20 protein-coding genes and 1 pseudogene are annotated in these 24,178 nt (G+C 73.0%); 8 read left to right on the top strand and 13 right to left on the bottom strand.

Annotation, left to right across the window (positions count from 1 at the left end):
* Positions 1 to 76 precede the first annotated feature (76 nt).
* The 8 genes from K7G59_RS09285 to K7G59_RS09320 all read right to left on the bottom strand — a co-directional run bounded on the left by K7G59_RS09285 (position 77) and on the right by K7G59_RS09320 (position 11,362).
* Complete coding sequence (locus tag K7G59_RS09285) at positions 77 to 1,303, bottom strand: PP2C family serine/threonine-protein phosphatase (protein ID WP_225832078.1); 1,227 nt, start codon at positions 1,301 to 1,303, stop codon at positions 77 to 79.
* A 3-nt stretch (positions 1,304 to 1,306) separates the two neighbouring features.
* On the bottom strand, positions 1,307 to 3,790 hold the full coding sequence (locus tag K7G59_RS09290) for a serine/threonine-protein kinase (RefSeq protein WP_225832080.1): 2,484 nt from the start codon (positions 3,788 to 3,790) through the stop codon (positions 1,307 to 1,309).
* Positions 3,787 to 5,082: a hypothetical protein gene (locus K7G59_RS09295; protein WP_225832082.1), complete on the bottom strand. Its 1,296-nt coding sequence runs from the start codon at positions 5,080 to 5,082 to the stop codon at positions 3,787 to 3,789. Before K7G59_RS09295 ends, K7G59_RS09290 begins: the two co-directional genes overlap by 4 nt.
* A gap of 41 nt (positions 5,083 to 5,123) precedes the next feature.
* Positions 5,124 to 6,155: a glutamate ABC transporter substrate-binding protein gene (locus K7G59_RS09300; protein ID WP_225832084.1), complete on the bottom strand. Its 1,032-nt coding sequence runs from the start codon at positions 6,153 to 6,155 to the stop codon at positions 5,124 to 5,126.
* 14 nt (positions 6,156 to 6,169) lie between these two features.
* Positions 6,170 to 7,558: a hypothetical protein gene (locus tag K7G59_RS09305; protein WP_225832086.1), complete on the bottom strand. Its 1,389-nt coding sequence runs from the start codon at positions 7,556 to 7,558 to the stop codon at positions 6,170 to 6,172.
* A 229-nt stretch (positions 7,559 to 7,787) separates the two neighbouring features.
* Positions 7,788 to 8,771 carry an N-acetylglucosamine kinase gene (locus K7G59_RS09310; protein ID WP_225832088.1) on the bottom strand — a complete coding sequence of 328 codons (984 nt, stop codon included), beginning with the start codon at positions 8,769 to 8,771 and terminating at the stop codon, positions 7,788 to 7,790.
* The gene (locus K7G59_RS09315) at positions 8,762 to 10,027 is read right to left on the bottom strand and encodes a 6-phospho-beta-glucosidase (RefSeq protein WP_225832090.1); all 1,266 of its coding nucleotides are present in this window, start codon (positions 10,025 to 10,027) and stop codon (positions 8,762 to 8,764) included. Before K7G59_RS09315 ends, K7G59_RS09310 begins: the two co-directional genes overlap by 10 nt.
* Positions 10,028 to 10,150: 123 nt before the next feature.
* Positions 10,151 to 11,362, bottom strand: coding sequence for an ROK family transcriptional regulator (locus K7G59_RS09320; RefSeq protein WP_225832092.1), 1,212 nt, complete (start codon positions 11,360 to 11,362; stop codon positions 10,151 to 10,153).
* A gap of 218 nt (positions 11,363 to 11,580) precedes the next feature.
* Between K7G59_RS09320 and K7G59_RS09325 the strand changes: the two genes are divergently transcribed.
* The gene (locus K7G59_RS09325) at positions 11,581 to 12,117 is read left to right on the top strand and encodes a hypothetical protein (RefSeq protein ID WP_225832094.1); all 537 of its coding nucleotides are present in this window, start codon (positions 11,581 to 11,583) and stop codon (positions 12,115 to 12,117) included.
* Here K7G59_RS09325 and K7G59_RS09330 read toward each other — a convergent pair.
* Positions 12,107 to 12,448, bottom strand: a pseudogene (locus tag K7G59_RS09330) (Uma2 family endonuclease); the annotation flags it as partial. The gene K7G59_RS09325 and the pseudogene K7G59_RS09330 sit on opposite strands and share 11 nt — an antisense overlap.
* Positions 12,449 to 12,600: 152 nt before the next feature.
* Positions 12,601 to 13,701, bottom strand: a complete 1,101-nt coding sequence (locus tag K7G59_RS09335; RefSeq protein WP_225832096.1) for a mechanosensitive ion channel family protein — start codon at positions 13,699 to 13,701, stop codon at positions 12,601 to 12,603.
* A 365-nt stretch (positions 13,702 to 14,066) separates the two neighbouring features.
* Here K7G59_RS09335 and K7G59_RS09340 point away from each other — a divergent pair, with 365 nt between their 5' ends.
* From K7G59_RS09340 to K7G59_RS09355, 4 genes are all read left to right on the top strand, one after another.
* Positions 14,067 to 14,603 (top strand): HNH endonuclease, encoded by a 537-nt coding sequence (locus K7G59_RS09340; protein ID WP_225832098.1) that lies wholly within the window; start codon positions 14,067 to 14,069, stop codon positions 14,601 to 14,603.
* Between the two features lie 224 nt (positions 14,604 to 14,827).
* A complete protein-coding gene (locus K7G59_RS09345) occupies positions 14,828 to 15,052 on the top strand; it encodes a hypothetical protein (protein ID WP_225832100.1) in 225 nt (74 codons plus the stop codon).
* Positions 15,053 to 17,161, top strand: coding sequence for a 4-alpha-glucanotransferase (malQ, locus tag K7G59_RS09350; RefSeq protein ID WP_225832103.1), 2,109 nt, complete (start codon positions 15,053 to 15,055; stop codon positions 17,159 to 17,161).
* 50 nt (positions 17,162 to 17,211) lie between these two features.
* Positions 17,212 to 17,484, top strand: a complete 273-nt coding sequence (locus K7G59_RS09355; protein WP_225832105.1) for a hypothetical protein — start codon at positions 17,212 to 17,214, stop codon at positions 17,482 to 17,484.
* Between the two features lie 123 nt (positions 17,485 to 17,607).
* Here K7G59_RS09355 and K7G59_RS09360 read toward each other — a convergent pair whose 3' ends face one another.
* On the bottom strand, positions 17,608 to 18,186 hold the full coding sequence (locus tag K7G59_RS09360) for a TetR family transcriptional regulator (RefSeq protein ID WP_225832107.1): 579 nt from the start codon (positions 18,184 to 18,186) through the stop codon (positions 17,608 to 17,610).
* Positions 18,187 to 18,315: 129 nt separating this feature from the next.
* Here K7G59_RS09360 and K7G59_RS09365 point away from each other — a divergent pair, with 129 nt between their 5' ends.
* Positions 18,316 to 19,779, top strand: a complete 1,464-nt coding sequence (locus K7G59_RS09365; protein WP_225832109.1) for an FAD-dependent monooxygenase — start codon at positions 18,316 to 18,318, stop codon at positions 19,777 to 19,779.
* An 11-nt stretch (positions 19,780 to 19,790) separates the two neighbouring features.
* On the opposite strand, the gene K7G59_RS09370 is transcribed toward K7G59_RS09365, so the two are convergent.
* Entirely contained in the window at positions 19,791 to 20,288 is a 498-nt protein-coding gene (locus K7G59_RS09370; protein WP_225832111.1) for a MarR family winged helix-turn-helix transcriptional regulator, read from the bottom strand.
* A 116-nt stretch (positions 20,289 to 20,404) separates the two neighbouring features.
* Here K7G59_RS09370 and K7G59_RS09375 point away from each other — a divergent pair, with 116 nt between their 5' ends.
* Positions 20,405 to 21,364, top strand: a complete 960-nt coding sequence (locus K7G59_RS09375; protein WP_225832114.1) for an EamA family transporter — start codon at positions 20,405 to 20,407, stop codon at positions 21,362 to 21,364.
* A gap of 128 nt (positions 21,365 to 21,492) precedes the next feature.
* Positions 21,493 to 23,172 carry a murein biosynthesis integral membrane protein MurJ gene (gene murJ / locus K7G59_RS09380; RefSeq protein WP_225832116.1) on the top strand — a complete coding sequence of 560 codons (1,680 nt, stop codon included), beginning with the start codon at positions 21,493 to 21,495 and terminating at the stop codon, positions 23,170 to 23,172.
* Positions 23,173 to 23,487: 315 nt separating this feature from the next.
* On the opposite strand, the gene K7G59_RS09385 is transcribed toward murJ, so the two are convergent.
* On the bottom strand, positions 23,488 to 23,964 hold the full coding sequence (locus tag K7G59_RS09385; protein ID WP_225832118.1) for a DUF1203 domain-containing protein: 477 nt from the start codon (positions 23,962 to 23,964) through the stop codon (positions 23,488 to 23,490).
* Positions 23,965 to 24,178 lie beyond the last annotated feature (214 nt).

A 24,178-nucleotide genomic window follows, 5' to 3' on the forward strand; every position in this document is an offset into this window, starting at 1 on the left:
ACAGAAACCGTGGGTGATGACTGTATGCGGACCGGTCCCCTCCGGTCCTGTGAGGCTCCCCCGCCGTGCCGGCCTCTCAGGCCGATCCTGCCCCCTGGGACGGCGCCGGGAACGGCAGGACGGCCACTGTTACGTTGTCGTGGCCCCCGCCGTCCAGCGCGTGCCCGACCAGGACGCGGGCGCTGTGCAGCGGGCGCGTGGCCGCGTCGGCGGGCACGACCTCGGACATCTCCTCGGCCGTCTCCGCGTAGTTCCACAGTCCGTCGGTGCACACCACCACGACACCAGGCCGGTCCGGCTTGAAGGAAGCGGTGTGCGGCTCCAGTTCGTAGGCGTCCGCGCCGAGCCAGCCGGTGATCGCGTGGGCGCGCTCGTCGGCGTAGGCCTCGGCCTCGCTCATCAGTCCGGCGGCGACCATCTGCGCGGCCCAGGAGTCGTCCTCGGTGAGCCGGGCCGGGGGCGCGGAGCGGTCCGTGGGCACCCAGTAGGCGCGGCTGTCACCGACCCAGCCGACCACCAGCAGCCCGGCGGTGACCACCGCGCCGACGATGGTGCAGGCCGGGGCGTTGGTGTGCGGACTGTGCTCGCGGGCCGAAGCGGGCTCCTCAGCGAGCGCGTTGACGGCCTGTGAGGCCGCGACGATCGCCTCGTGCATCGCCTGCTGCGGGTGGGTGCCGCGCGGCAGGGCGGTCAGCAGAATGTCACCCGCCGCGCGGGACGCCGCGGTTGACGCCTCGTCCGGCCGGTGCGCCGAGGACACGCCGTCGCAGACGATCGCGAGGGCCGCCGGAGTGCCGTCGGGCAGCGTGGTGTGGCCGACGGAGAAGGCGTCCTCGTTGCGGTGGTGGCGCAGGCCGCGGTCGCTGACGGCGGCGACCGGTCCCGACTCCCGCTCCACGTGGTCGCGTTCGCGGGGCTGGGCGTGCCCGCAGTTCTCGCAGTAGCCGTCGTCGTCCACCCGGCCCGCCCGGCAGGCCACGCACATCCGCGCAGCCTCGGCGGGGGCGGCGACGGGGTCCGCCAGACGCGGGTCGGGCACCTGCCGCGGGTCCGGTGCCTGCAACGGGTCCGGCGCCTGCAGCGGATACTCCTCGGGCTCGGGCTGCTGCGGCACCTGGTCGAGGCGCACCCTGTCCCCGGCGGCGGCCGGGCCGGACAGGGTGAGCGTCGGATGGTCCGGCGGCGCAGCGGACACCACCGAGAGGTCGTATCCGCACGCGCCGCAGAACAGGTCACCCGACTCGACCGGCTCCGCACAGCTCGGGCACTCGGACAGTGCGGCCTGCTGGGGCATCTGCGACATCAACTACACCCAAGTCCGGGGGCGGTAACGGTTGGCCCGTTCCACCAGTTCGATCCTCTCCACGCCACCGGGCGCCAGCCGGGCGAGTGTGCGGTACGCGCGCTCCAGACCGAAACGCAGGCCCCGCTCGTCCAGGCCACTGCCCAGCAGCACCCGACCGCCGGCGGGCGCACCGGCGGCGCCCTGGCCCTCGGAGAGTATCCAGTCCAGCGCGCAACCGAGGACTTCCACCGACAACTGCTCGCGCCGGGCCGGGTCCAGACCGTAGGCGTCCAGCGCCTCGACCTGCCGGGCGGCGGCCATCAGGTCGTCCGTGAACGCCACGTCACCGGCGCTCGCCGTGCGCTGCCGCAGCCGCGCCCGCACCGCGGCCACCCGGGCGGCCGTGTAGTGGATGGAGGACTCCGGCACCGACTCCAGCGTCGTCACGGCACTGCGCCGGTCCCCGGCCGCGAGCTGCACCCGGGCCAGACCGAACGCGGCGCTCACATAGCTCGGGTCGGTCGCCCACACCAGCTGGTAGTAGTCGGCGGCGTTGTCCAACTGGCCCAGCACCTCCGCGCACAGGCCCAGCGCCAGCTTCGGCGCCGCCTCGCCGGGGAAGGCGTCGTAGATCGCGTCGAACGCGAGTGCGGCACCCTCGAAGTCGCCGGTGACCAGGGCCGCCACACCCCGGTACCACACCACCCGCCAGTCGTCGGGGCGTTCGTCCTCCAGCTTGGCCAGGGACATCAGCGCGGCCTGCTGATCGCCGCTCTCCAGCCGGGCGCGGACCTGCCGCAGCCGTGTCTCCACGGTCTGCGCGGGCGCCGCCTCCAGCGCGGCGATCAGCTCGGCCGGCGCGGAAGCCGAAAGACCCGCCAGGAAACCGGCGTTGGTGTCGCCCGGGTCGACCAGCGGGACCGGCAGCGCGAGCGCCGCGGCCGGGGTGACGACCGGCCGGACGAGGGCCGCCGGGGGCGGCGCGGGCAGCGGCCCGGTGCCGCCGGCCTTGCGTACCGCACGCGCGCCCAGCCGTGACACGTCCCCCTCCAGCTTGGGGAACAGCTCCGTGTCCGTGACCTTGACCTCGGGCCCGAACAGGGTAGACAGGGCAGGCCGGGGCTGCCCGGTCTGCAGCGCGACCACCTCGCGCAGCACACCGGTCAGCTGCTCGGCCATCTCCTGCGCGGAGGCGAACCGGCGGGCCGGGTCGGGGTCGGTGGCGCGCACCAGGAGCCGGTAGAAGGACTCGTAGCGGCCGAAGACCTCGATGGTGTCCGGGTCGGGCAGGGAGTCCACGTACGTGTTCGTGTAGCCCTGGAAGTCGAAGGTGAGCACGGCGAGGGTACGGGCCACCGTGTACAGGTCGCTCGCCACGGACGGGCCGACCTCGGCCACCTCGGGCGCCTGGTAGCCGACCGTGCCGTAGATGGCCGACTCGTCGTCGTCCATCCGGCGCACCGCGCCCATGTCGATCAGCTTGAGCTGGTCCTCGCTCTGGATGGCGTTGTCGACCTTGAAGTCGCAGTACAGCAGGTTGCGGCTGTGCAGATGGCCGAGCGCCTCCAGCGCCTCGATGCCGTAGGCGCAGGCCTGCTCCACCGGCAGCGGGTCGCGCCGGCCGTCCGGGGTGCGGCGGGTGTTGGCGATCTCCTTCAGCGACTTGCCGCCGACGTACTCCATGACGATGTAGCCGTCGAGGGAGCCGGTGCGCTGGTCGAGGTGCTCCACGAAGTTGTAGATCCGCACGATGTTGGCGTGCTCGATCTCCGCGAGGAAGCGCCGCTCGGAGATCGCGGCGGCCATCGCGTCCTGGTCGCCGGTGTCCAGCAGGCCCTTGAGCACCACCCAGCGGTCGGAGACGGCCCGGTCCACGGCGAGGTAGATCCAGCCGAGCCCGCCGTGCGCGAGACAGCCCGCGACCTCGTACTGGCCGTGCACCACGTCCCCGGCCCTCAGCTTGGGCACGAACGAGTACGGGTGCCCGCACTTGGTGCAGAAGCCCTCCGTACGCCCGGGCCGCTCCCCGCGCGAACGCCCCACCGGCGCACCGCAGTCCGAGCGCGAGCAGAACCGCTTGCGCTCGGGCACCTCCGGGTTCTCCAGCACCATCGCGCGCGGATCGGGCCGCGGCACCTGCGGCACCAGGACCAGGCCGGCACCCAGCCGCCCCCGGGACGAGGAGCCCGAGGAGGAGCCGGAGCTGCGCACCGACACCGAGCGGCCGGTGGACTTCCCGGACAGCGAGCGGGACAGCCGGCCCGACACCGAGCGCCGCGACTTCGACGACTGCGACGAGGTGCGGGCACTGCCGCGCGAGCTGGCGTGCGAGCCGCCGCTCTGTGCCGAGCCCCGGGTCAGTCCGGTGGGCGGCGAGCCGACCATCCCCGTCGCCGAGACGACCGGGGCCAGACCACAGGTGTCGCAGTACAGTTCACCGCCGCCCACGTCCTCGTACGCCCCGCCGCAGCCCGGCCGCTGGCACGGGTGCTGTGCCTGACTCATGACGACTCACTCCTACGGTCCTGATGAGATCCGCCCTGTCCGGGGACCCTCGGTGTGCCGAGCGACTCGGCCGCCGCCTGCTGGTAGCGCAGGACGGCCTGTTCGGCGACACGCAGGTCGCACGGGGCGCTCCACAGCATGCGCCGCGCCACGTCGTACCGCTCCACCAGCAGCGGGTCCTCGGCGAGTCCGTGCCGGGCCACCTTCGCCTTGTAGGCGTCGAGCCGGCCGCGCAACTCGGCGCGGACCGCGAGCGGCGCGGTGACCGCCGTCAACGACTCACGGGCGCGCAGCAGTTCGTCCTCCGCCTTCTCCTCCAGGGCCTCGAGGAGCGGGGAGAGCAGATGCCACTGCGCCTGGCGGCGGTACTCGGCCGCCGTCGCCAGCTGCTCCTGGAGCACGGTCGGCGGCCCGCTGACCACCGGCACCTCGGTCGCGGCGATCTTCGCCAGCACCTCACCGCGCGCGGCACGCGCCTCGGCGAGGGTCCGGTCCGCGCGGGAGAGCACGTCCCGCAGCCGGATCAGCCGCGCCTCGGCGTCCTGCCGGACGGTCAGCACGGCGTCGATCTCGCGCCGCACCTCCTCCAGGGCACGCGCCTCACGGTCGTACACCGTGGTGTCCGGCCGGCCGCCGCCGGGCGCCGAACTGCCCTCGGCGGGCACCCAGAAGGCGAGCGGATCGCAGACGACGTCCTCCCGCAGCCTGGTCAGCGTCCGGGTGATGCGCTCCAGGTCGTCGCCGGAGGGGTGCTCGCCCGGGCGTACGCCGACGGAGTGCGCCAGCGACCGGGTGCGCTGGAGTTCCGCGGAGAGTAAATCGATCCGGGCGGGCAGCGCCGACCAGACGGCGTCGGCGGTGACCACCACGTCCAGGCTCGTCGCGTACAGCTCGTTCATCCGGTCCACCAGGGTGGACAGCGTGAAACGCTCGCTGAGTCTGTCCGCGCCGGGCACGGTGACGGACTCGCCGCGCAGCAGCTCGGTCAGCTCCGCCAGGTCCTCGCGGCTGGACCAGCGGCGCCGGGCGCGGATCTCCCGGGCGGTGCGCAGCGCGGCCGTGTAGGCGTCGAAGTACGACCACAGCAACGTGATCGACGCCTCGGTCGCCGACCAGCGCTGCTGGGTGACGCCGGTCAGCCGGGCCCCTTCGAGGAGCCTGCGGCCCGCGTGGTCCTGCAGGGCGAACAGCGAGGTCTCGATCGCCTCGTGCTCGGCGCCGAGCCGCGCCAGCGCACGGTCCACCTCGTCCCGGTCCATCACCGGCCCGGCGGCGGGGTCCGTGACGCCCATCGATCACCTCTCGCTTGCTGTGTGTCGGCCTGGTGGGAAGGTCAGCTGGTGCGCAGATACTGCGGCGCGGGCGGCTTGGACGCCGCCGAGTCCGCCCCCAGCGTCGCCGCCAGCCACTTGTCGTACGACGTCTGCCAGCCGCCACCGCGGTAGTCCACCAGGATGCGATTGACCCGGCGTACCAGATCGGTGGCGTCCTTCTTCATCGCCACGCCGTAGTACTCGGTGGTGAAGGCCTCGCCCTTCAGCTCGACGGTCGGGTCCTGGGCGGCCTGGCTCGCGGCGAGCGCGCCGTCGGTGACGACCGCGTCGGCCTCGCCGAGCTGCAGCCGCACCAGGCAGTCGAGCTGGTTGGGAACCGTCGCGGAGATGTCGGCCGAGGCGGGCAGCCGGCCCAGCTTCCTGTCGGCGTCCAGCTTGGTGTACGCGGTCGAACCGGCCGCCGTGCAGATCCTCTTGTGCGCGAGCGAGCTGTTGTAGCCGGTGATCGACGACGACTTGGGCGCGAGGACCTGCTGCCCGGTCTTGAAGTAGGGCGCGGAGAACGCCACCTGCTGCAGCCGGTCACAGGTGATCGTCATCGTCCGGACGACCATGTCGACCCGGCCGTCCTGGATCGCCGGAATGCGCTGGCTCGTCGGAATCGCCTTGAACTGGACCGCGTCCGGATCCCCGAGGATGTCCGCGGCGATCTTGTGGACGAGGTCGATGTCGAAGCCCTCCAGCTCCGCGCCCTCGGTGTTCGGGTTGCGGTAGCCCCAGCGGTAGCTGTTCTGGTCGACGCCGACGATCAGCTTGCGCTTGGCGCCCGTACGGGACTTGATGGCGTCGATCGTCGGGCCGTCCGCGCCGGACGGGGACAGCGTCTGCTCCTGCGCGTTCGCGTCCGTGCAGCTGCCGGCGCGCACCTGGCTGCCCTCGGCCACGCCCCCGCCGGCCGTGCCGGTGCCCCGGTGCGCGGCCTGGGTGCGCGGCAGCAGCAGGACGAAGGCGAGCGCCAGGGCGCACAGGACCGCCATGGCGCCGACCCCGCCCCACCCCCGCTGGGCGGACCGGGCACGTGCTGCGTACATCGCCTTGCCCCCTGTCACCGGTACTCCGAAAGCCTGCGGCCTATGCCGGCCAGCGCGCCCGCCGCGCCGAGGACGGCGAGGACGGCGGCACCGACGGCCAGCCCGCTCAGCGCGTCCCGGCCGTCACCGGCGGACTGCCGGAACTCGTACTGCTCGTGGTCGATGGCCTTGGCGAGGTTGCTGTCGACGCCGTCGAAGCACGCGCCGGTCGAGTCCTTCGCCCCGATCACCTTGTCCAGCGCCTGCTGGAAGTTGCCGTTCTCGTCCTCGGCCCGGGCGGCGCCGTGGCGCTGCTTCCACACCGTCATGTTGCCCTCGGCCGCCTCGACCGGCGTCGTGCCCGCCCGGTCGTCGGCGAGCCTGCGGGCCTCGCCCAGCCCCTTGCCGAGCACGGACATGTCCTGGTCGAAGTCGTAGTAGTACGCGTCGTACGTCTGCCCGTCGACCGTGACGGTCTCGGCGCCGCGCGCCACCAGGCTCAGGTTCTCGCTGCCGCGCGCCTTCAGCGAGGCGATCCGGGCCTCGTGCAGGACGTTCAGCGAGCGGATGCCGTGGTCGTAGGACTCGTCGAGCCCCGACCGCGCCACCGAGTGCCCGACGACCAGCCACAGCAGCACCACGGTGGTGGCGGCGGTGGCGGCGACCAGGCCGTGGTTCAGGACGCGGTTGGTGCGCCGGTAGGTGCGGTGCTGGGCCCAGCCGAGCGCGGCCAGGGCGAGCACGCCGAGCGCGATCGCCGCCCACGGGTAGGGAGTCGCGTCCGCGTAGTCGGCGCGCAGCCGCTGGTTCTCCTTGGTGTAGAGATCCTCGGCCGCCGGGAGCATCTCCTTCTGCATCTTCTCGTTGGCGTACCGCAGATACGCCCCGCCGACCGGATACCCCTGCCGGTTGTAGGTCCGGGCCCTCTCGATCAGGCCCTTGTACTCGGGCAGCAGCGTGTTGAGCCTGGCGACCGTCTCCTCGGAGGCGGAACCGGACTCGGCGTTGGCGGCGGCCGTGACGAGCCCTGCGGCGGCGGTGCGGATGTCCTTCTCGTACCGGTTGCGGGAGGCGGCCGTCTCCTGCCCGCCGGCCAGGAACGCGCTGGAAGCGGCCGTGTTGGCGTCCGCCAGCGAACGGTAGATGTCCGCGGCGCCCGAGCTGAGCGGCTGGCTGCGGTGCAGCACGTCGTCGGCAGCCGCCGCGCGTTCGCTGGTCTGCCAGGCGGTGACCGCGCCGAACGCGACGACCAGGATGGCCAGTACGGCTCCGATGATCCGCAGCCGCCCCGGCTCGGTGGTCGCGGCGGCCCGCGCCCGGTCGACGCCCTCGGCGAAGGCGGAGCGGCGCGTGGACGGTGCGGCGGGCGGCCGGCCGGGCGGCACGAGGGCCTGCCCGCCCGGCTGGGCCGGGATCGTGGGCATGACGGGGCCCGCCGTCGGCGGCGCCGTACTGCTCTGCGGCGGGTGTGTCACTCGACCTCCCCCAGGTCATCGGGTCGCCGCCAAGTATCGCCGTACCGGGCCGCCGTGCGTACCGGCGTTCACTGGATCTTGATCGGATCGCAGTGTCCGCCGCTCATGTGTCTGCCGCTCATGTATACGCCGCGTGCACCTGTTCGGTTCCGCCGCCTCCCCGGCAGCCGTCGCGCGCCTACTGTTCCCAGAAGGCCCGCGCCCGCTCCCGCGCCCGCCTCCCCGCGCCGAGCCGGTCCAGGCCCAGCAGCGCCGCTCCCAGGACCGGGCTCGCGGTGACCAGCCGGACGTCCGCCCTGGGGGCGCGGGCGGACAGCAGGCCGCGGACGCCGTCGTCGAGAAGGGGGTGCCCGGCGGTCAGGACGCTGCCGCCGAGCAGCACCGGCGTCTGCTCGCCGAGGAGGTCCAGGCGGGTCAGCGCCACCGTGGCCAGGGTCGCCACCTCCTCCGCCAGCCGCGCGACGATCGATCGGGCCACCGGGTCGCCGTCGGCGGCCGTCGCGAACAGCACCGGTGTCAGCTCGTGCCGGCGGGCCGGGTCGACGTGCGCCAGGTGCAGGGCCTCGACGAGCGCGTACATGGACGGCAGCCCGAAGTGCGCGGGCAGCGTACGGGACAGCGCCGTCGGCCCGCCGCGGCCGTCCTCCGCGCGGGCCGCGTGCCACAGCGCCTCTTCCGCCAGGCCCCAGCCGCCGCCCCAGTCGCCGGAGATCCGGCCGAGCGCCGGGAAACGCGCGGTACGGCCGTCGGGGCGCATGCCCACGCAGTTGATGCCCGCGCCGCAGACGACGGCCACGCCCCGGGGCTCGTCGACCCCCGCGCGCAGGATCGCGAAGGTGTCGTTGCGCACCTCCACCGATGCCGCCCACGCGCGCGCGTGCAGCGCGGTCGCCAACTGCTGCTCCTCCACCGGCAGATCGGCGTTGGCCAGACAGGCCGACAGGTGCGTCACCGAGGCCACACCGGCGCCGGCGAACGCCCGCGCGACCGGCTCGGCGAGCGCGTCCAGCGCCCGCTCGACGCCCACCGCCGGCGGCCGGAAGCCGCCGCCGCGGGCCGTCGCCAGGACCTCGCCGGCGGCGGTGAGCACGGCCACGTCGGTCTTGCTGTTGCCCGCGTCGACGGCGAGCAGGCGCACGGTGTCCGGTGCGGTCAGGCCCATCCGAGGTGCTCCCGGTTGTGCGCGATCAGCAGATCGGTCAGGCGCTCGGCGTACGCGTACTGGCCGATCAGGGGATGGGCGAGGAGCGCACGGAAGACGCGGTCCCGGCCGCCGTGCAGGGCCGCATCCAGGGCCAGTTCCTCGTACGCCGTCACGGCCGCCACCAGGCCCGCGTGCAGCGGGTCCAGGTCCGCCACCGGCAGCGGGGCCGCGCCCGTCGCGCCCACCGCCGCCTGCACCTCGATCACCGCGTCGTCGGGCAGGAACGGCAGCGTGCCCCTGTTGTACGTGTTCACCACCTGGTAGGGGCTGCCCGCGCCGCCCAGCAGACTCGCCGTCAGGTCCACCGCGGCCTCCGAGTAGTACGCGCCGCCGCGCCGGGCGAGCAGGCCGGGCTTCCGGTCCAGGGCGGGGTCGGCGTACAGGGTCAGCAACCGGCGTTCCAGCTCGGCCACTTCGGCCGCCCGCGACGGCTTCGTGCGCAGCTCTGCCACGACCTCGTCGTGCGCGTAGTAGTAGCGCAGGTAGTAGGACGGGATCACGCCCAGGCGGTCCAGGAGCGGCCGGGGCAGGCGCAGGTCGTCGGCGATCGCCGCGCCGTGCTCGGCGAGCAGCTCCGGAAGGGCGTTCACGCCCTCCGGGCCGCCGAGCCGCACCCCCGTCTCCCAGGTGAGGTGGTTCAGGCCCACGTGGTCCAGGTGGACGTCCTTCGGCTCGGCGCCCAGCAGCGCCGCGAACTTCCGCTGGAGGCCGATCGCCACGTTGCACAGCCCGACCGCCCGGTGCCCGGCCTGGAGCAGGGCGCGGGTGACGATGCCGACCGGGTTGGTGAAGTCGACGATCCAGGCGCGCGGGTTCCTGCGGCGGACCCGTTCGGCGATGCCGAGCACCACCGGAACCGTGCGCAGCGCCTTGGCCAGGCCGCCCGCGCCGGTCGTCTCCTGGCCGACGCAGCCGCACTCCAGCGGCCAGGTCTCGTCCCTCTCGCGGGCCGCCTGACCGCCGACGCGCAGCTGCAGCAGCACCGCGTCGGCGCCGTCGACGCCCGCGTCCAGGTCGCAGGTGGTGACGATCCGGCCGGGGTGACCCTGCCTGGCGAAGATGCGCCGGGCCAGCCCGCCGACCAGTTCCAGGCGCTCGGCGGCCGGGTCCACCAGCACCAGTTCCCCGATGGGCAGGGTGTCCCTGAGCCGGGCGAAGCCGTCGATGAGTTCGGGGGTGTAGGTCGAGCCGCCGCCGACCACGGTGAGTTTCATGAACGGTCAACCCTTCACGTGCGGTGAGCGTGACGTCCTCGGCCGACACCTTCTGGGCGAGGAAGGACACGCGGGCATGACGAGGTCTCCCGGCGTGACGGGGGTCGTGACGGGAGGGGCGCTCTAGCGCGAGGTGTCGAAGACCTCGTCGCGGGTGGCCGCGAGCGCGCTCTCCAGCGCGCCCCGCAGCACAGGGTGTTCACGGACGCCGCCGACGACCAGCCGGGGGCGGGCCGCCGCCAGCTCCTCCAGTTCGGCCTGGACGAGGGTGCGCAGCGCCTCGCCGCCTGCCGTCAGGGCGGAGCCGCTGAGAACGACGAGTTCCGGGTCGAGCACGGACACCAGCGAGGCGAGACCGGTGGCCAGCCGCGTGGCGTAGGCCTGGAGCAGCTTCCGGTACGGGCCGCCCGCATGGCCGGCGGCGCGGGCCAGGAGTTCGGCGGCGGCCTCGGCGTACGGCCCCGACGGCACGTCCTCGATGCCGAGTTCGCGGGCCAGCCCCGCTACCGCCTGGGTGCCGGCCAGTTCCTGGTAGCCGCCGCTGTTGGCCTTGGTCACCCGGCGCACCAGGGGGGTGCCCGGCACCGGCAGGAAGCCGACCTCGCCCGCGCCGCCGGTCCAGCCGCGGTGCAGCCGGCCGCCCAGGACCAGGGCGGCGCCGAGGCCCTCCGCGTTCCACAGGAGTACGAAGTCCTGGTGGCCCCTGGCGACCCCGAGCCGCTGTTCGGCGACGGCGACGAGGTTGACGTCGTTCTCGTACTCGACCGGCATCGGCAGGGCGGCGGCGAGTTCGTCCAGCAGTGCGGGGGAGTGCCAGCCGGGCAGGTGGGAGGCGTAGCGCAACCGGCCCGTGTGGGGGTCGAAGGCGCCCGGGGTGCCGATGGCCAGCCGGTGCACGTCGCCACGGGCGAGCCCGGCGGCCTTCACGGCGCCGTCGAGGGCGTCCGTCACCTGCCGGACGACGGGGTGCGCGGGCCGTCGTCCCGGGGTGGGCAGCTCGTACGTGCCGACCGTGCGGCCGGTGATGTCGGCGACGGCGGCGCGGATGCGGTCCGGAGTGACGTCGAGCCCGGCGGCGTAGGCGGCGGTCGGGTTGATCGCGTACAACTGGGCGCTGGGGCCGGGCCGGCCCTCGCTGGTGCCGGTGACCCGGACCAGACCGGCCGCTTCCAGGCGGGCCAGCAGCTGGGAGGCGGTGGGCTTGGACAGGCCGGTGAGCCTGCCGATCCGGGTGCGGGTCAGCGGCCCGTGCTCCAGCAGGAGGTCCAGGGCGGCGCGGTCGTTCATGGCGCGCAGCACGCGAGGGGTGCCCGGCGTACCGGCGGTTGCTGCCATGGGCTCGACACCTGCCTTTCCGGCCACCCGGCTCTTCAGTGACCTGGTCATGACGTCCAGCCGTCACGGGACGACAGCCACGATTGTTAGGAAACTTTCCTGCCCAGTGGGAACGTAAGCCCGGGGAGACGCGGGCGTCAATGGACAACGCCGGGTTCCTGAGCTTTGATCGGCGCGCTGCGGGCGACGACCGCCCGGAACGAGCATCAGGGGGAGACATGCCGGACGTTCGGCTGCTGCTGCGTATCTGTGCCCGCGCCCTGGGGACGTTCCTGCCCATGGTGATCCTGATGTGCGGGTCCTCGGCCGTGGACAACGGAGCCACCGGACGCACGCTGCGCGACGTCGTCCACCTCATGGTCATCTGGGCGGCGCTGATACTGGTTTACGCCCTCTGCTCCTACGCGGTCCTGGCCTTCCGGGCCCGCGGTACCGGCCTCCAGGTCACCGCGGCGGCCCTCGACGCCGACCAGGTGTACGAGCTGACCCCGGAGCGGTCCCTCCGCCTGCACACCGCCCTCGGCGCGGCGGAACGAGCCTGCGACGTCACCGGCGCACCCGGCGAGGATCTCCGCTTCCGCTGGCGCCCGTTCCGCGGCAAGCTCTTCGTCGACTGCTCGGTGAGCCACGACGGGTCGACGGGAACATCCCTGCTCCGGATGCACGCGGGCAGGCCCCGGCACGCCGCGGCGGGACTCCACGGGGCGAGCGCGTTCGTCGCGCTGTGCCAGGTCGTGCGGCTCGTCAGCCGGTGAGGAAGGCGGTGGTGTCGAGGGTGGGGTACGGGGCGGGGAGGGGGAGCGGGTCGCCCAGGTCGACTTTGGTGCCGGTGCCGTAGTAAGCCTCGGCGGGGTCGTCGCCAGGCAGGAACGGGTCCGTGAAGCAGTGGGCCGTCCTGGAGTGGCGGTCGATGAGGACGTAGACCGGGACTCCGGCGGCTGCATAGGCACGGTACTTGGGGCCGGTGTCGGTCTCGTGGTTCGTGGAGGTGACCTCGCCGACGAGGGTGATCATGTCGATGGGGTACCAGCCCTTGTGGGCCTTGACGTACGACTCGTCGAGTTCGGTCGGCTCACGGCGCAGGACGTAGAAGTCCGGACGACGAGAGCCATGGTGCTGCCGTCCTTGTCCGCGGCACGGTAGCCGTTGCCCATGCCTGCGAGATCCAGGCCCGCGGAGAAGAACCGGACGGCGAGCTTGAAGGCGCCGTCGTTGTCTTCGCGTGCTGAACCGTTCCGCTACTTCGCCGGAGGCGTCGGCTGCGGAGTGATGGGTGCCGTCGCCTCCACCTGCGGGGAGTCCGTGTTGGAGAAGGCCGACGGAGCCGCCACCGCGGTCGCCGGGTCCGGGGCGGCCTCCGCGTCCTCCACGGAGGTCGCGCCGCCGACGATACGGATGCTCGCCGCGTCGAACGCCCGCTTGATCCGCCAGCGCAGTTCGCGCTCGACCGCAACCGACTTGCCCGGCATGGTCCTCGCCGAGACGCGGACCACCATCGAGTCGATGAGGACGCTGTCCAGGCCCAGCACCTCGATCGGGCCCCAGAGGAGCTCGTTCCAGGGCTCTTGCTTGCTCATGCGCTCGGCGACCTCGTCCAGCGTGGCCTTCACCCTGTCCAGGTCCTCCGACGCCCTGACGGTGACGTCGACCCCGGCCGTCGCCCAGCCCTGGGAGAGGTTGCCGATGCGCTTGACCTCGCCGTTGCGGACGTACCAGATCTCACCGTTGTCGCCGCGCAGCTTGGTCACCCGCAGCCCGACCTCGATCACCTCGCCCGAGGCCACGCCCGCGTCGATCGTGTCGCCGACGCCGTACTGGTCCTCCAGAATCATGAACACGCCGGAGAGGAAGTCCGTCACGAGGTTGCGGGCGCCGAAACCGATCGCCACGCCCGCCACACCGGCGGACGCCAGCAGCGGCGCCAGGTTGATCCTGAACGTGGACAGCACCATCAGCGCGGCCGTGCCGAGGATCAGGAAGCTCGCCACCGAGCGCAGCACCGAGCCGATCGCCTGCGAGCGCTGCCGGCGCCGCTCGGCGTTGACCAGCAGCCCGCCCAGCGCGGTGCCGTCCACGGCCTGCACCGTGCGGTTCATCCGCTCGATGAGACGGGTGATCGCCCGCCGCACGACTCCTCTGAGCGCGAACGCCACCACCACGATCAGCAGGATCTGCAGACCCATCGCCAGCCAGGTCGACCAGTTCTGCTCGACCCAGCTCGCTGCGTTCGTCGCACTCTGCTGGGCGTCCTGGAGCGTCGGCACGGCCGGATCCGACTCCGACGGGGACGGCGTGGGCGTCGCACCGGCGGCCGACAGGACGACGGGCAAGGACGACACGGCAGGTACCTCCAGGTGCGGCGCGGTCCGCTCCGGCGGGGCGGGCAGGTGCACGATTCAAGGTCACGAAAAGGTCACCGGGCGGACAGGACCAACACACTAACGGGGCATTGTGTGTGCGCCGAGCCGATCCGCAAGGAACGGCACAGGACGGACACGGCGTCCGCCGGCCCGCTCACCCCGAAACGGAAGGGTATGAGCCCGGGCGCTTGAACCGACCCGGGTACGGGGGATGAATGCGGTGTGGTCGAAAACACTCCCAGCCCGTTACGGGGACATGGTGGCGCTCGCACCAGGCATGAGGGGAGACTGAAGCAGATCGTCCCGGCGCGAGCCACGCGCCGCCGGCGTACAAGGAGGCATCCGTGCCGCATGTCCTGGTCCTCAACGCGTCGTACGAGCCCCTCGGCGTCGTACCGCTCCGCCGCGCGCTCGTCCTCGTCCTCGAGAACAAGGCAGTCTGCCTCGAGGAATCCGGCGCCTTCATGCACAGCGCAACCGCCACCCTCCCCGCACCCAGCGTGGTCCGGCTCAAGCGATTCGTACGGGTTCCTTACCGGGGGCCCGTTCCTCTGACCCGGAGGGCGCTGTTCGCCCGCGACGGCGGCCGGTGCATGTACTGCGGTGGCGTCGCGACCAGCGTCGACCACGTCATCCCGCGAAGCCGCGGGGGCAAACACGTCTGGGACAACGTGGTGGCCTCCTGCCGCCGCTGCAACCACGTGAAGGCCGACCGCCACCTCGTCGAACTGGGCTGGCGGCTGCGGCACAAACCCGCCCCGCCCACCGGCCTGGCCTGGCGCATCATCGGCACCGGCCACAGGGACCCGCGCTGGCTGCCCTATTTGCAGCCGTACGGCGCGGACGACGCCTTGGCCCGGATCGACGGCATCTCCGCCTGACGATCCGGGCCTTCGTGTACTCCCTGGTCACAGGGCATGTGCACGGCCGGTCCCCAGGCGCGTGCACGGCCGGTCACCGTGCCGTGCACGCGCCTTGTGCGTCTTTGTGCGTCTGCCGACCCGTCCACGGGGTAGGCCTGCATGTGTCCGCAGTCGCCCCCGGCACTGGACGTGCCGGCGTGCCGACGCACCGACGCACCGACGCACACGACAAGGAGGCCCCCGTGGCCGCACCGGCTCATCTCTTCCGTCCTTCGGTTCCGGGCCAGTGGAAACCGGCGCACGCCTGCGTCTGCAGCGCCGAGGGCGCGTGCGCGCAGGCCCCGCTGACCAGCGAGCCGCCGCTGCCCGACGCCGAGCCCCTCACCAGCGAGCCGCCCCTCGCCGGTGCCGCCCCGCTGACCAGCGAATCCGACCCGGTCCCGGACTCCTTCGACGCGGGACTGTAGATGAGCGCGGCGCACGAGGACGAGGAGCTGTCCCGGCTCGCCGGGCTGCACGGGGTCGCCACCTCCTACAGCCCCGCCCCGGACCGTACCGTCGCCGTCCCCGCCTCCGCCGTGGTCGCCGCCCTGGCCGCCCTCGGCGTCGACGCGGGCACCCCGGACGCCGTCCGCTGCGCGCTCGCCGACCGCGAACGCGAGCTGCGGGAACAGCTGCTGCCACCGACGGTCGTCCAGTGGGGCACCGCCGAAGGGCCGCCCGACGCCCTCACCGCGCTGCCGCCCGGCACCCGCCTGCGCATCGAGACCGAACAGGGGGAGACCTGGGACCGGGCCGACGGCCTGCCCGCCGGCGTGCACCGGGTGAGCGCCGCCGCCCCCGACGGCCGTGGCGGACACGCCCACGTCATCGTCGCCCCGGACCGCCTGCCCACCCCCGCCACCCGCTCCTACGGCCTTCTCGTCCAGCTGTACTCCCTGCTCTCCCGCCGCTCCTGGGGCATGGGCGACCTCGGGGACCTCGCCGAGCTGGCCGGCTGGGCCGGCCGCACCGCAGGAGCCGGATTCGTGCAGGTCAACCCGTTGCACGCGGCCGTACCCGGCGCCCCCACCGACCCGTCCCCCTACCGCCCCTCCTCCCGCCGCTACCCCGACCCCGTGCACCTGCGGATCGAGGAGATCCCGGAGTTCGCGTACGTCGAGGACCACGCCCGGGTCCAGGCCCTGCTGGAACGCGCGGACCGGCTGCGCGCCGACGTGCTCGACAAGGGCGCCCTCATCGACCGCGACGCCGTGTGGGAGCTGAAGCGGGAGGCACTGGAGCTGGTCTGCCAGGTGCCCCTCGGGCCGGGCCGGCGGGCCGCGTACGACGCCTTCCGCGCCGAGCAGGGGCAGGCGCTCGAGGACCACGCCACCTGGTACGCCCTCGCCGAGATCCACGGCCCGGACTGGCGCGGCTGGCCGGCGGGGCTGCGCGACCCGCGCTCGGCCGAGACCGCCCGCGCCCGCGCGGCACTGGCCGGCCGCGTCGAGTTCCATGCCCGCCTCACCTGGCTCACCGACGGCCAGCTGCGCGCCGCCCAGCGCATCGCGAGGGAAGCCGGGATGCCCGTCGGGATCGTGCACGACCTGGCCGTCGGGGTGCACCCCCAGGGCGCCGACGCCTGGGCCCAGCAGGACCACTTCGCCGCCGGGATGTCGGTCGGCGCCCCACCGGACGCCTTCAACGCCCGCGGCCAGGACTGGGGCCTGCCGCCCTGGCGCCCCGACCGCCTCGCCGCCTCCGGCCACGCCCCCTACCGCCACCTGCTGCGCGCCCTTCTCCGCTACACGGGCGCCCTGCGCATCGACCACGTCATGGGCCTGTTCCGGCTCTGGTGGGTGCCCCAGGGCAGCCCGCCCACCGAGGGCACCTACGTCCGCTACGACGCCGACGCCATGCTCGCCCTGCTGGCCCTGGAGGCCTCGCGCGCCGGAGCGGTGGTGATCGGCGAGGACCTCGGCACCGTCGAGCCGGGCGTGCGCGAGAACCTCCAGCGGCGCGGGGTGCTCGGCACCTCGGTGCTGTGGTTCGAACGGGACTGGGCGGGCGACGGCCGCCCCCTGCCGCCGGACCGCTGGCGCGCGGACTGCCTGGCCACCGCCACCACTCACGACCTGCCGCCCACCGCCGCCCGGCTCACCGGCGAACACGTCGAGCTGCGCGACCGCCTGGGCCTGCTCACCCGTCCGGCCGCCGAGGAGCGCGCGGAGGCGACCGCGGACGCCGCGGAGTGGCTCGCCCTGCTCGGCAGCCTCGGCCTGCTGGACAGCATCGCCGTCGGCCCGCCCGGTTCCGACGAGGAGGCGGAGATCCGCGCCGTCCACCGCTTCCTGCTGCGCACCCCGGCCCGCCTGATCGGCGTGTGGCTCCCGGACGCGATCGGTGACCGCCGCCCGCAGAACCTGCCCGGCACGTGGCACGAGTATCCGAACTGGCGGCTGCCGCTCGCGGACCGGGAGGGGCGGCCGGTGCCGCTGGAGCAGCTGACGGCGTCACCGAGGGTGCGGGCACTGCTGGAGGTCCTGCGGGAAACCGGCCCGTCCGCCGAGGGCGTCTGCCCCGGGGAGAGCTGATAGGGCACCCCGGACGCGCGGCCCTTTCCCGGGTTCGCTAACTTGAGACCGTGGACAAGAAGAACGCCCTGCGCGCCGGCGCCCTGGCCGCCGGTACGACGCTGATGATGCTGCTCATGTCGTCCCCCGCTCTCGCCGTGGCCCGCGACGACGGCGACGACCCCGGCAAGGGCCTGAACGTCGCCCAGACGCTGGGGCTGTACGTGCTGGCTCCGGTGGCGATCTTCGCTGTCATCGCCGGCCTGGTCATGGTGCTGGACAAGTCCAAGATCAAGCACCAGAAGCCCACCGCGTCCAAGGTCGCCGCCAACAAGGCTGCCTGACCCCACCGCACTTCTCTCTCGCCGAGGGCGCCGGTCCTCCCGTCCGTACGCGCGCATGCCGCCGTACCCGGGTGAGGCCGGCGCCCTCGGCGTTCGCGTGTACGCCGGCGTTTCCGCGTGCGCTCAGGGGCTCGGTGCCGTCAGATACCGCTGCACGGTCGGGCCCAGCCACGCCACCAGCTCCTCGCGCTGCAACGCCACCGCCGGCGGCAGCCGCAGCACATAGCGGGTGAGGGCGAGGCCGAGCAGCTGTGCGGCGACCAGCGCGGCCCGCGCGGGGACCTGCTCGGGGTCGGGGCACGCCTGTTCGGCCACGGGCAGCAGCTGCTCCCGGAAGATGCCCTGCATGCGCTCGGCACCGGCCTGGTTCGTGGCGCCGACCCGGAGCACGGCCGTCAGCTCCTCGTTCTCCTCCCACAGCCCGAGGAAGTGGCGCACCAGCGTCGCCCCGACCTCGTCCCGCGGTACCTGACCCAGGTCGGGCAGGTGCAGATCGAGCGTCACGGCCGCCGCGAACAGCCCCTCCTTGCTGCCGAAGTACCGCATCACCATCGACGGATCGATGCGCGCGTCCCTGGCGATGGCCCGAATGGTGGCCCGCTCGTACCCGTCGGAGGCGAAACGCTCGCGGGCGGCGCCGAGGATGGCGGTCCGGGTGGCGTCGGAACGCCGATTCTGGCTCGTGTGCGTGCTGCCCTTCATGCCAACGAGCGTATGCCAACGAGTGTTGGCCAACAAGTGTTGACTTGCCTGCCCGGCCGTCCTAGCGTTGCCAACAAGCGTTGACCAACATGTGTTGGCCAACGAGCGTTGGCACCCTAGGAGGCCATCATGACCGCCACCCCTCGCGTGATCGTCGTCGGCTCCGGCCCCACTGGTCTCCTCCTCGCCGGTGACCTCGCCACCGCCGGTGTCCCGGTCACCCTCCTCGAAAAGCGGCCCCACAAGATCAGCAATCTCTCCCGCGCCTTCGCCGTGCACGCCCGCACCCTGGAGCAGCTCGACGCCCGGGGGGTCGCGGACGACCTGGAGGCCGTCGGGCAGCGCCTGGCCCGGTTGCGCCTGTTCGACCGCCTCACCCTCGACCTCGGCACCCTCCCCACCCGCTTCAACCACGTCCTGGTGACCCCGCAGTACGAGGTCGAGAAGGTCCTGGAGCGGCGAGCGGTCGAGGCGGGGGTCGACTTCCGCCACGAGACCGAGGTGACGGGACTGACCCAGGACGCGGACGGCGTGACGGTGGAGGTCCGCGGTCCCGAAGGGGGCACCGCGCGCCTGCGGGCCGCGTACGTGGTCGGCGCCGACGGTATGCGCAGTGCCGTACGGGATGCGATCGGGCTGCCGTTCCCCGGCAGGTCGGTGATCCGGTCCGTCGTCCTCGCCGACGTCCTGCTCGCCGAGAAGCCGCCGACGCTGCTCACCGCCAACGCCGTCGGTGACGCCTTCGCCTTCCTCGTGCCCTTCGGCGACGGCTACTACCGGGTCATCGGCTGGCACCGGGGCCGCGACGTCCCCGACAAGGAGCCGCTGGACCTGGAGGAGGTCAAGGAGATCGCCCGGCTGGCGCTCGGCCGGGACTTCGGGATGCACGACGCCCGCTGGCTGTCCCGCTTCCACAGCGACGAGCGTCAGGCGCCCGCCTACCGGGTCGGCCGGGTCTTCCTCGCCGGGGACGCCGCGCACGTGCACACCCCGGCCGGCGGGCAGGGCATGAACACCGGCCTGCAGGACGCGGCCAACCTGGGCTGGAAGCTGGCCGCGGTCGTCGGCGGGCACGCGGACCCCGGCCTGCTGGACACCTACGAGAGCGAACGGCACCCGATCGGCAAGGCGGTGCTGCGCAGCAGCGGTGGACTGGTCCGCCTCGCCATGGCCAAGGGGCCCTGGCAGCTGGCGGCCCGCTTCCTGCTCGCCGCGTTCGTCAACACCGTCGGCCCCGTCCGCCGCAAGGCCCTCGGCCAGGTCACGGGCATCGGCTACCGCTACCCCGCCCCCCGGGGCGCACACCGTCTCACCGGCCACCGGGTCCCGGACGTCGCCCTGGCCGGCGGCGGCCGGCTCTACGAGGCCCTGCGCGGCGGCCGGTTCGTGCTGATCACCCCGGAGCCGCGGCAGTCGTACGAGGCCGGACGCGCCGAGCGGCTGGCCGTCGTGCGCTGGGCCGGTGACCGGCGTACGAGCGTGCTGGTGCGCCCCGACGGGTACGTGGCCTGGGCCGCCGACCCGGCCGGCGCCGCCGCGGCCACCGACCCGGCGGCGATCGAGGCGGCCCTCACCCGGTACGTCGGCGTGTGACCGCTTCCCGACTACTCGACCGTCGAACGCAGAAGTTCCCGCAGCAGGCCGGCCAGTTGGCCGGCCTGCTGCGCGTCCAGGCCGGACAGGGCGTCGGTCTGTTCCGCGAGGCCGGCGCCGACCGCCTCGTCGATCAGTCGCAGCCCCTCCTCGGTGAGAGTCACCTGCAGGCCGCGCCGGTCGTTCGGGTCGGGGGAGCGGCGCAGCAGTCCCGCCCGTTCCAGCTTGTCCAGGCGGCCGGTCATTCCGCCGGTGGTGAGCATCAGCGTGGCCGACAGCTGGCGCGGCGAGAGGGTGTAGGGCTCGCCGGAGCGGCGCAGGGTGGCCAGGACGTCGAACTCGCCGCGCGAGATGCCGTAGGGCCGGTACGCCTTCTCTATCCGGTCGGCCATGGCGCGCGAAAGCCGGGTGATGCGGCCGAAGACCTCCATCGCGGTGGTGTCGAGGTCGGGCCGTACCCGGGCCCACTGGCCGATGATCGCGTCGACGGGATCTGGCTGCTGCTGCATGCGCAGAGTATCCACGCGGCTGCCGTCGCCTGACAAGAAAGTCGCTTGACAGTAAGTAGCTTAGAGCTAAGCTACTGAGTGCTGATCTACTTGGTTCCTCCCGAAGGGTGCCTTCCATGGCCTCCAGCCGCGCGACCAGAACCGCCCTCATCGCAGCCACCGCCCTCGCCCCCGTCTCCTGGGGCACGACCTACGCCGTCACCACCCAGTTCCTGCCGCCGGACCGCCCTCTGTTCACCGCCCTCGTGCGCGCCCTGCCCGCCGGACTGCTGCTGCTCTCGCTCACCCGGGTGCTGCCGCGCGGTACCTGGTGGCTCAAGGCGGCGGTGCTCGGCGCGCTGAACATCGGGGCGTTCTTCCCGCTGCTGTTCGTGGCGGCGTACCGGCTGCCCGGCGGCATGGCCGCCGTCGTCGGCTCGGTCGGACCCCTGTTCGTCGTCGGCCTGTCGGCCCTGCTGCTCAAGCAGCGGCCGACTCCGCGCAACCTCCTGACCGGGGTCGTCGCCGCGGCCGGTGTCAGCCTCGTCGTCCTCAAGGGGGCCGGCGCCCTCGACGCCGTGGGCGTGCTCGCGTCGGTCGCCTCCACCGCCTCCATGTCGGCCGGGACGGTCCTGACCAAGCGATGGGGCCGCCCCGAGGGGGTCGGCCCGCTGGCGCTCACCGGCTGGCAGCTCACCGTGGGCGGTCTGCTCATCGCGCCCGTCGCCTTCCTGGTCGAGGGAGCCCCGCCCGCACTCGACGGCCCCGCCGTCGGCGGCTACCTCTACCTCATGCTGGGCAACACGGCCATCGGCTACTTCCTGTGGTTCCGCGGTATCGGCCGGCTCACCGCGACCCAGGTGAGCTTCCTCGGCCCGCTCTCCCCGCTGACCGCGGCCGTCGTCGGCTGGGCCGCCCTCGGTCAGGCGCTCACGCCGGTCCAGGTGGCGGGCATGGCCCTGGCCTTCGGGGCGACCGTGGCGGGCCAGCTCGGCGGCACCGCCCGCCGCGAGGCCCGCCGCGCACCTTCCGGTTCCGCCGCGAAGAAGGCTCAAGAGGATGCCACATACCTGACGGCTCCGACATCGCGTCGCTAGGGGCACCCCGCCGCCGAGCCAAAGCGACTCGAGGCATCAACACCGCACCGCCGCCCGACCGAGCGCGGGAATCGGCGCGATGGCCGATCCCTGCGAGCCGGCGGGATCGCGAAACGTAGATTGTGCACATGATCGAGGAGACATCGCCCGAGCGGTCAGAGCGGTCGAGCACGAGACGCAGGAGGCATGCCGCCCCCAAGCGAGCCAAGGCCGGCGGGGTGCTGCGGTCCTCCGCGCTGATGGCCGCCGGGACGGTGGTCTCGCGTGCCACCGGACTGATCCGGCAGGTGCTGCAAGCCGCTGCACTGGGCACCGGGTTGCTGGCCACCACCTACAACCAGGCCAACACGGTACCCACCAGCTTGTACTTCCTGCTGATCGGCGGCGCGCTGAATTCCGTCCTGGTTCCCCAGCTGGTCCGGGCCCGGGCCGAGGACCCCGATGGCGGCGCCGCCTTCGAGCAGCGTCTGGTCACCCTCGTGCTGTGCGTCCTGGGTGTCGGCACGGCGCTGGCCACTTGGGCCGCTCCCGAGATCATCGGCGTCTACCAGCACGACACGCCGGCCACGCACGACGCGTTCGAGCTGACCGTCGTCTTCGCCCGCTTCCTGCTCCCGCAGATTTTCTTCTACGGCGTGTTCAGCATCTTCGGGCAGGTCCTCAACGCCAGGAACCGGTTCGGGGCGATGATGTGGACCCCGATCCTGAACAACATCGTGCTGATCACGATGTTCGGCCTGTACCTCGGCATGATGACCGCCCCGGAGAAAGTCTCGGACATCACCGATGCCCAGGTCAGACTGCTCGGTACCGGAACCACCCTCGCCCTGGCCCTCCAGGCACTCGCCCTGGTCCCGTACGCCCGTGCAGCCGGCTTCCGCCTGCGACCGCGCTTCGACTGGCGGGGCGCCGGCCTGGGCAAGAGCGTGAGCGCAGCGCGCTGGACCCTGCTGTTCGTGCTGGCCAATCTCGTGGCGAGCACCGTGGTCACCCGCCTGGCCTCCGCCGCGGACGCCGCCCTGCCCGACGACGGTGTCGGCTACACCGCCTACAGCTATGCCCAGCAGATATGGATGCTGCCCCAGTCGATCGTCACGGTCTCTCTCGTCACCGCACTCCTCCCGCGCATGAGCCGGGCAGTGCGCGAGCATCGTCTCGACGACCTGCGCGCCGACCTGTCCCGCGCGCTCCGGGTCAGCGGCGTCGTCATCGTCCCGGCAGCGTTCTTCTTCGTCTCCTTCGGCCCGCAGATCGCGCACCTGCTGTTCGCCCACGGAGCCGCCGACGCCGCGTCGACCGCCCCGCTGGGCCACATGCTGCAGGCATTCGGCCTGGGGTTGATCCCGTTCTCCGCCCAGTACCTTCTGCTGCGCGGCTTCTACGCGTTCGAGGACACCCGTACACCGTTCCGTATGGCGCTGTGGATCAGTGGCATCAACATCGCTCTGGCCGTGGTCTGCCATCTCCTGCTGTCCCCCCGATGGGCGGTCACCGGGATGGCCGCCGCCTATGCCCTGTCCTACGCCATCGGACTACTGCTCACGGCTCTGCGGCTCAGGCGGCGTACCGAGGGGCTGCTCGACGGCCGGCGAATCTGCCGTACCTACGCCAAGTTGACCGTGGCCGCCACCGGTGCCGGGGCCGCCGGCTGGTCCGTCGCCCGCTTCTCGGGCCGCGGCCTGGTATCCGCCTCCTGGACGCCGGCCATCTCGCTGGCCGCAGGCGGCATCGCGATGGCGCTGCTGTTCCTTCTCTTCGCACGCCTTCTGCGGATCGGGGAACTGCGCAGCGTGCCAGGGCTGGGTTGAGCCGGCACCCCAAGGCATGAGGGATACCCGGGGGGTCAGGAAGAAGTACCCGGCCCCTCGGCGCGCCGCTGTCTCCGCATCAGGCAGAACTCCCTCACCGGGAGATGAGCCCGAGCTCCCGGGCGCGGGTTCGTACCCGTTGCAAGCTTTCACGAGTGCATCGCGTCGGCGTTTCCGACCCGCGCCCGCAAGAACCGATGGCTACACCTCCAGCCGACCTTCCGCCCCTGCCGGGGGAGCCTGTGACGTGCACGGACGAACGGGCCAGTCGGTGTGTCCGCTGTCCCGGCGACCGCTGACCGGCGAGCGAGACGCCTACGGCCTGCGCACCTCGTACAGGAAGCACCCGTACTCCACCGCCCGCACATGTACGAGCGCCACCTCGGGATCGGTGAAGGCCTCTGTGAAGGCCGGTACGTAGTCGTCGGGATCCGTGACCAGGCGCCCGCCGAGGATGCGACCGTCGGCGGAGTAACGGCGGACCGTGCGGTGGGCGTTGGTGAAGGGCAGGGTGTCGGCCTGCGGGCCGGGGCAGTCGTCGGCGTGGATGAAGACCGGGCCCTGTTCGTCGTAGGCCCCCGGGTCGGCGCCCGTCTCGGCCGCCCAGCGGCGCAGCGGCGCGTACGAGACCAGGGCGATCCGCTCGCCCGGCGCGCTGCGGCGCAGACAGCAGCGCAGCGGCGCGCCACCCTCCTCGTCGGTGAAGGCGGACAAGGGGCGGCCGGCGTCGTCGAGGTCGCGCAGTTCCTTGAGGGCCGAGGGGAGCAGCGGCCGTGCGGTGTATCTCGTCATGAGGCCCAGCCTGGCGCGCCGGCGGCCCGCCGCCCGGCGGTATTCGGACGTCGAGGGCGCCCGGTGCAGTACCGGGCGCCCCGTGGTCGTAGGGACGGCTACGTCGGGCGGCCCCGTCAGCGTGGTCACTCGGGAGTGACCTCGCACGGGAAGCTCCCGTTCGTCGTGCTGCTTGCCGCAGAAGCGAGCGGGGCGCCTGGTGCAGTACCAGGCG

Origin of the sequence: Streptomyces sp. NK08204 (genome assembly GCF_020400585.1) — a bacterium.
GTDB lineage: Bacteria > Actinomycetota > Actinomycetes > Streptomycetales > Streptomycetaceae > Streptomyces.

What these genes read in the sequence shown, in the direction of transcription:
- K7G59_RS09285 (WP_225832078.1), bottom strand. Translation starts at nt 1,303, where the DNA reads ATGTCGCAGATGCCCCAGCAGGCCGCACTGTCCGAGTGCCCGAGCTGT.
- K7G59_RS09290 (WP_225832080.1), bottom strand. Translation starts at nt 3,790, where the DNA reads ATGAGTCAGGCACAGCACCCGTGCCAGCGGCCGGGCTGCGGCGGGGCG.
- K7G59_RS09295 (WP_225832082.1), bottom strand. Translation starts at nt 5,082, where the DNA reads ATGGGCGTCACGGACCCCGCCGCCGGGCCGGTGATGGACCGGGACGAG.
- K7G59_RS09300 (WP_225832084.1), bottom strand. Translation starts at nt 6,155, where the DNA reads ATGTACGCAGCACGTGCCCGGTCCGCCCAGCGGGGGTGGGGCGGGGTC.
- K7G59_RS09305 (WP_225832086.1), bottom strand. Translation starts at nt 7,558, where the DNA reads ATGCCCACGATCCCGGCCCAGCCGGGCGGGCAGGCCCTCGTGCCGCCC.
- K7G59_RS09310 (WP_225832088.1), bottom strand. Translation starts at nt 8,771, where the DNA reads ATGGGCCTGACCGCACCGGACACCGTGCGCCTGCTCGCCGTCGACGCG.
- K7G59_RS09315 (WP_225832090.1), bottom strand. Translation starts at nt 10,027, where the DNA reads ATGAAACTCACCGTGGTCGGCGGCGGCTCGACCTACACCCCCGAACTC.
- K7G59_RS09320 (WP_225832092.1), bottom strand. Translation starts at nt 11,362, where the DNA reads ATGGCAGCAACCGCCGGTACGCCGGGCACCCCTCGCGTGCTGCGCGCC.
- K7G59_RS09325 (WP_225832094.1), top strand. Translation starts at nt 11,581, where the DNA reads ATGCCGGACGTTCGGCTGCTGCTGCGTATCTGTGCCCGCGCCCTGGGG.
- malQ (WP_225832103.1), top strand. Translation starts at nt 15,053, where the DNA reads ATGAGCGCGGCGCACGAGGACGAGGAGCTGTCCCGGCTCGCCGGGCTG.
- K7G59_RS09360 (WP_225832107.1), bottom strand. Translation starts at nt 18,186, where the DNA reads ATGAAGGGCAGCACGCACACGAGCCAGAATCGGCGTTCCGACGCCACC.
- K7G59_RS09365 (WP_225832109.1), top strand. Translation starts at nt 18,316, where the DNA reads ATGACCGCCACCCCTCGCGTGATCGTCGTCGGCTCCGGCCCCACTGGT.
- K7G59_RS09370 (WP_225832111.1), bottom strand. Translation starts at nt 20,288, where the DNA reads ATGCAGCAGCAGCCAGATCCCGTCGACGCGATCATCGGCCAGTGGGCC.
- K7G59_RS09375 (WP_225832114.1), top strand. Translation starts at nt 20,405, where the DNA reads ATGGCCTCCAGCCGCGCGACCAGAACCGCCCTCATCGCAGCCACCGCC.
- murJ (WP_225832116.1), top strand. Translation starts at nt 21,493, where the DNA reads ATGATCGAGGAGACATCGCCCGAGCGGTCAGAGCGGTCGAGCACGAGA.
- K7G59_RS09385 (WP_225832118.1), bottom strand. Translation starts at nt 23,964, where the DNA reads ATGACGAGATACACCGCACGGCCGCTGCTCCCCTCGGCCCTCAAGGAA.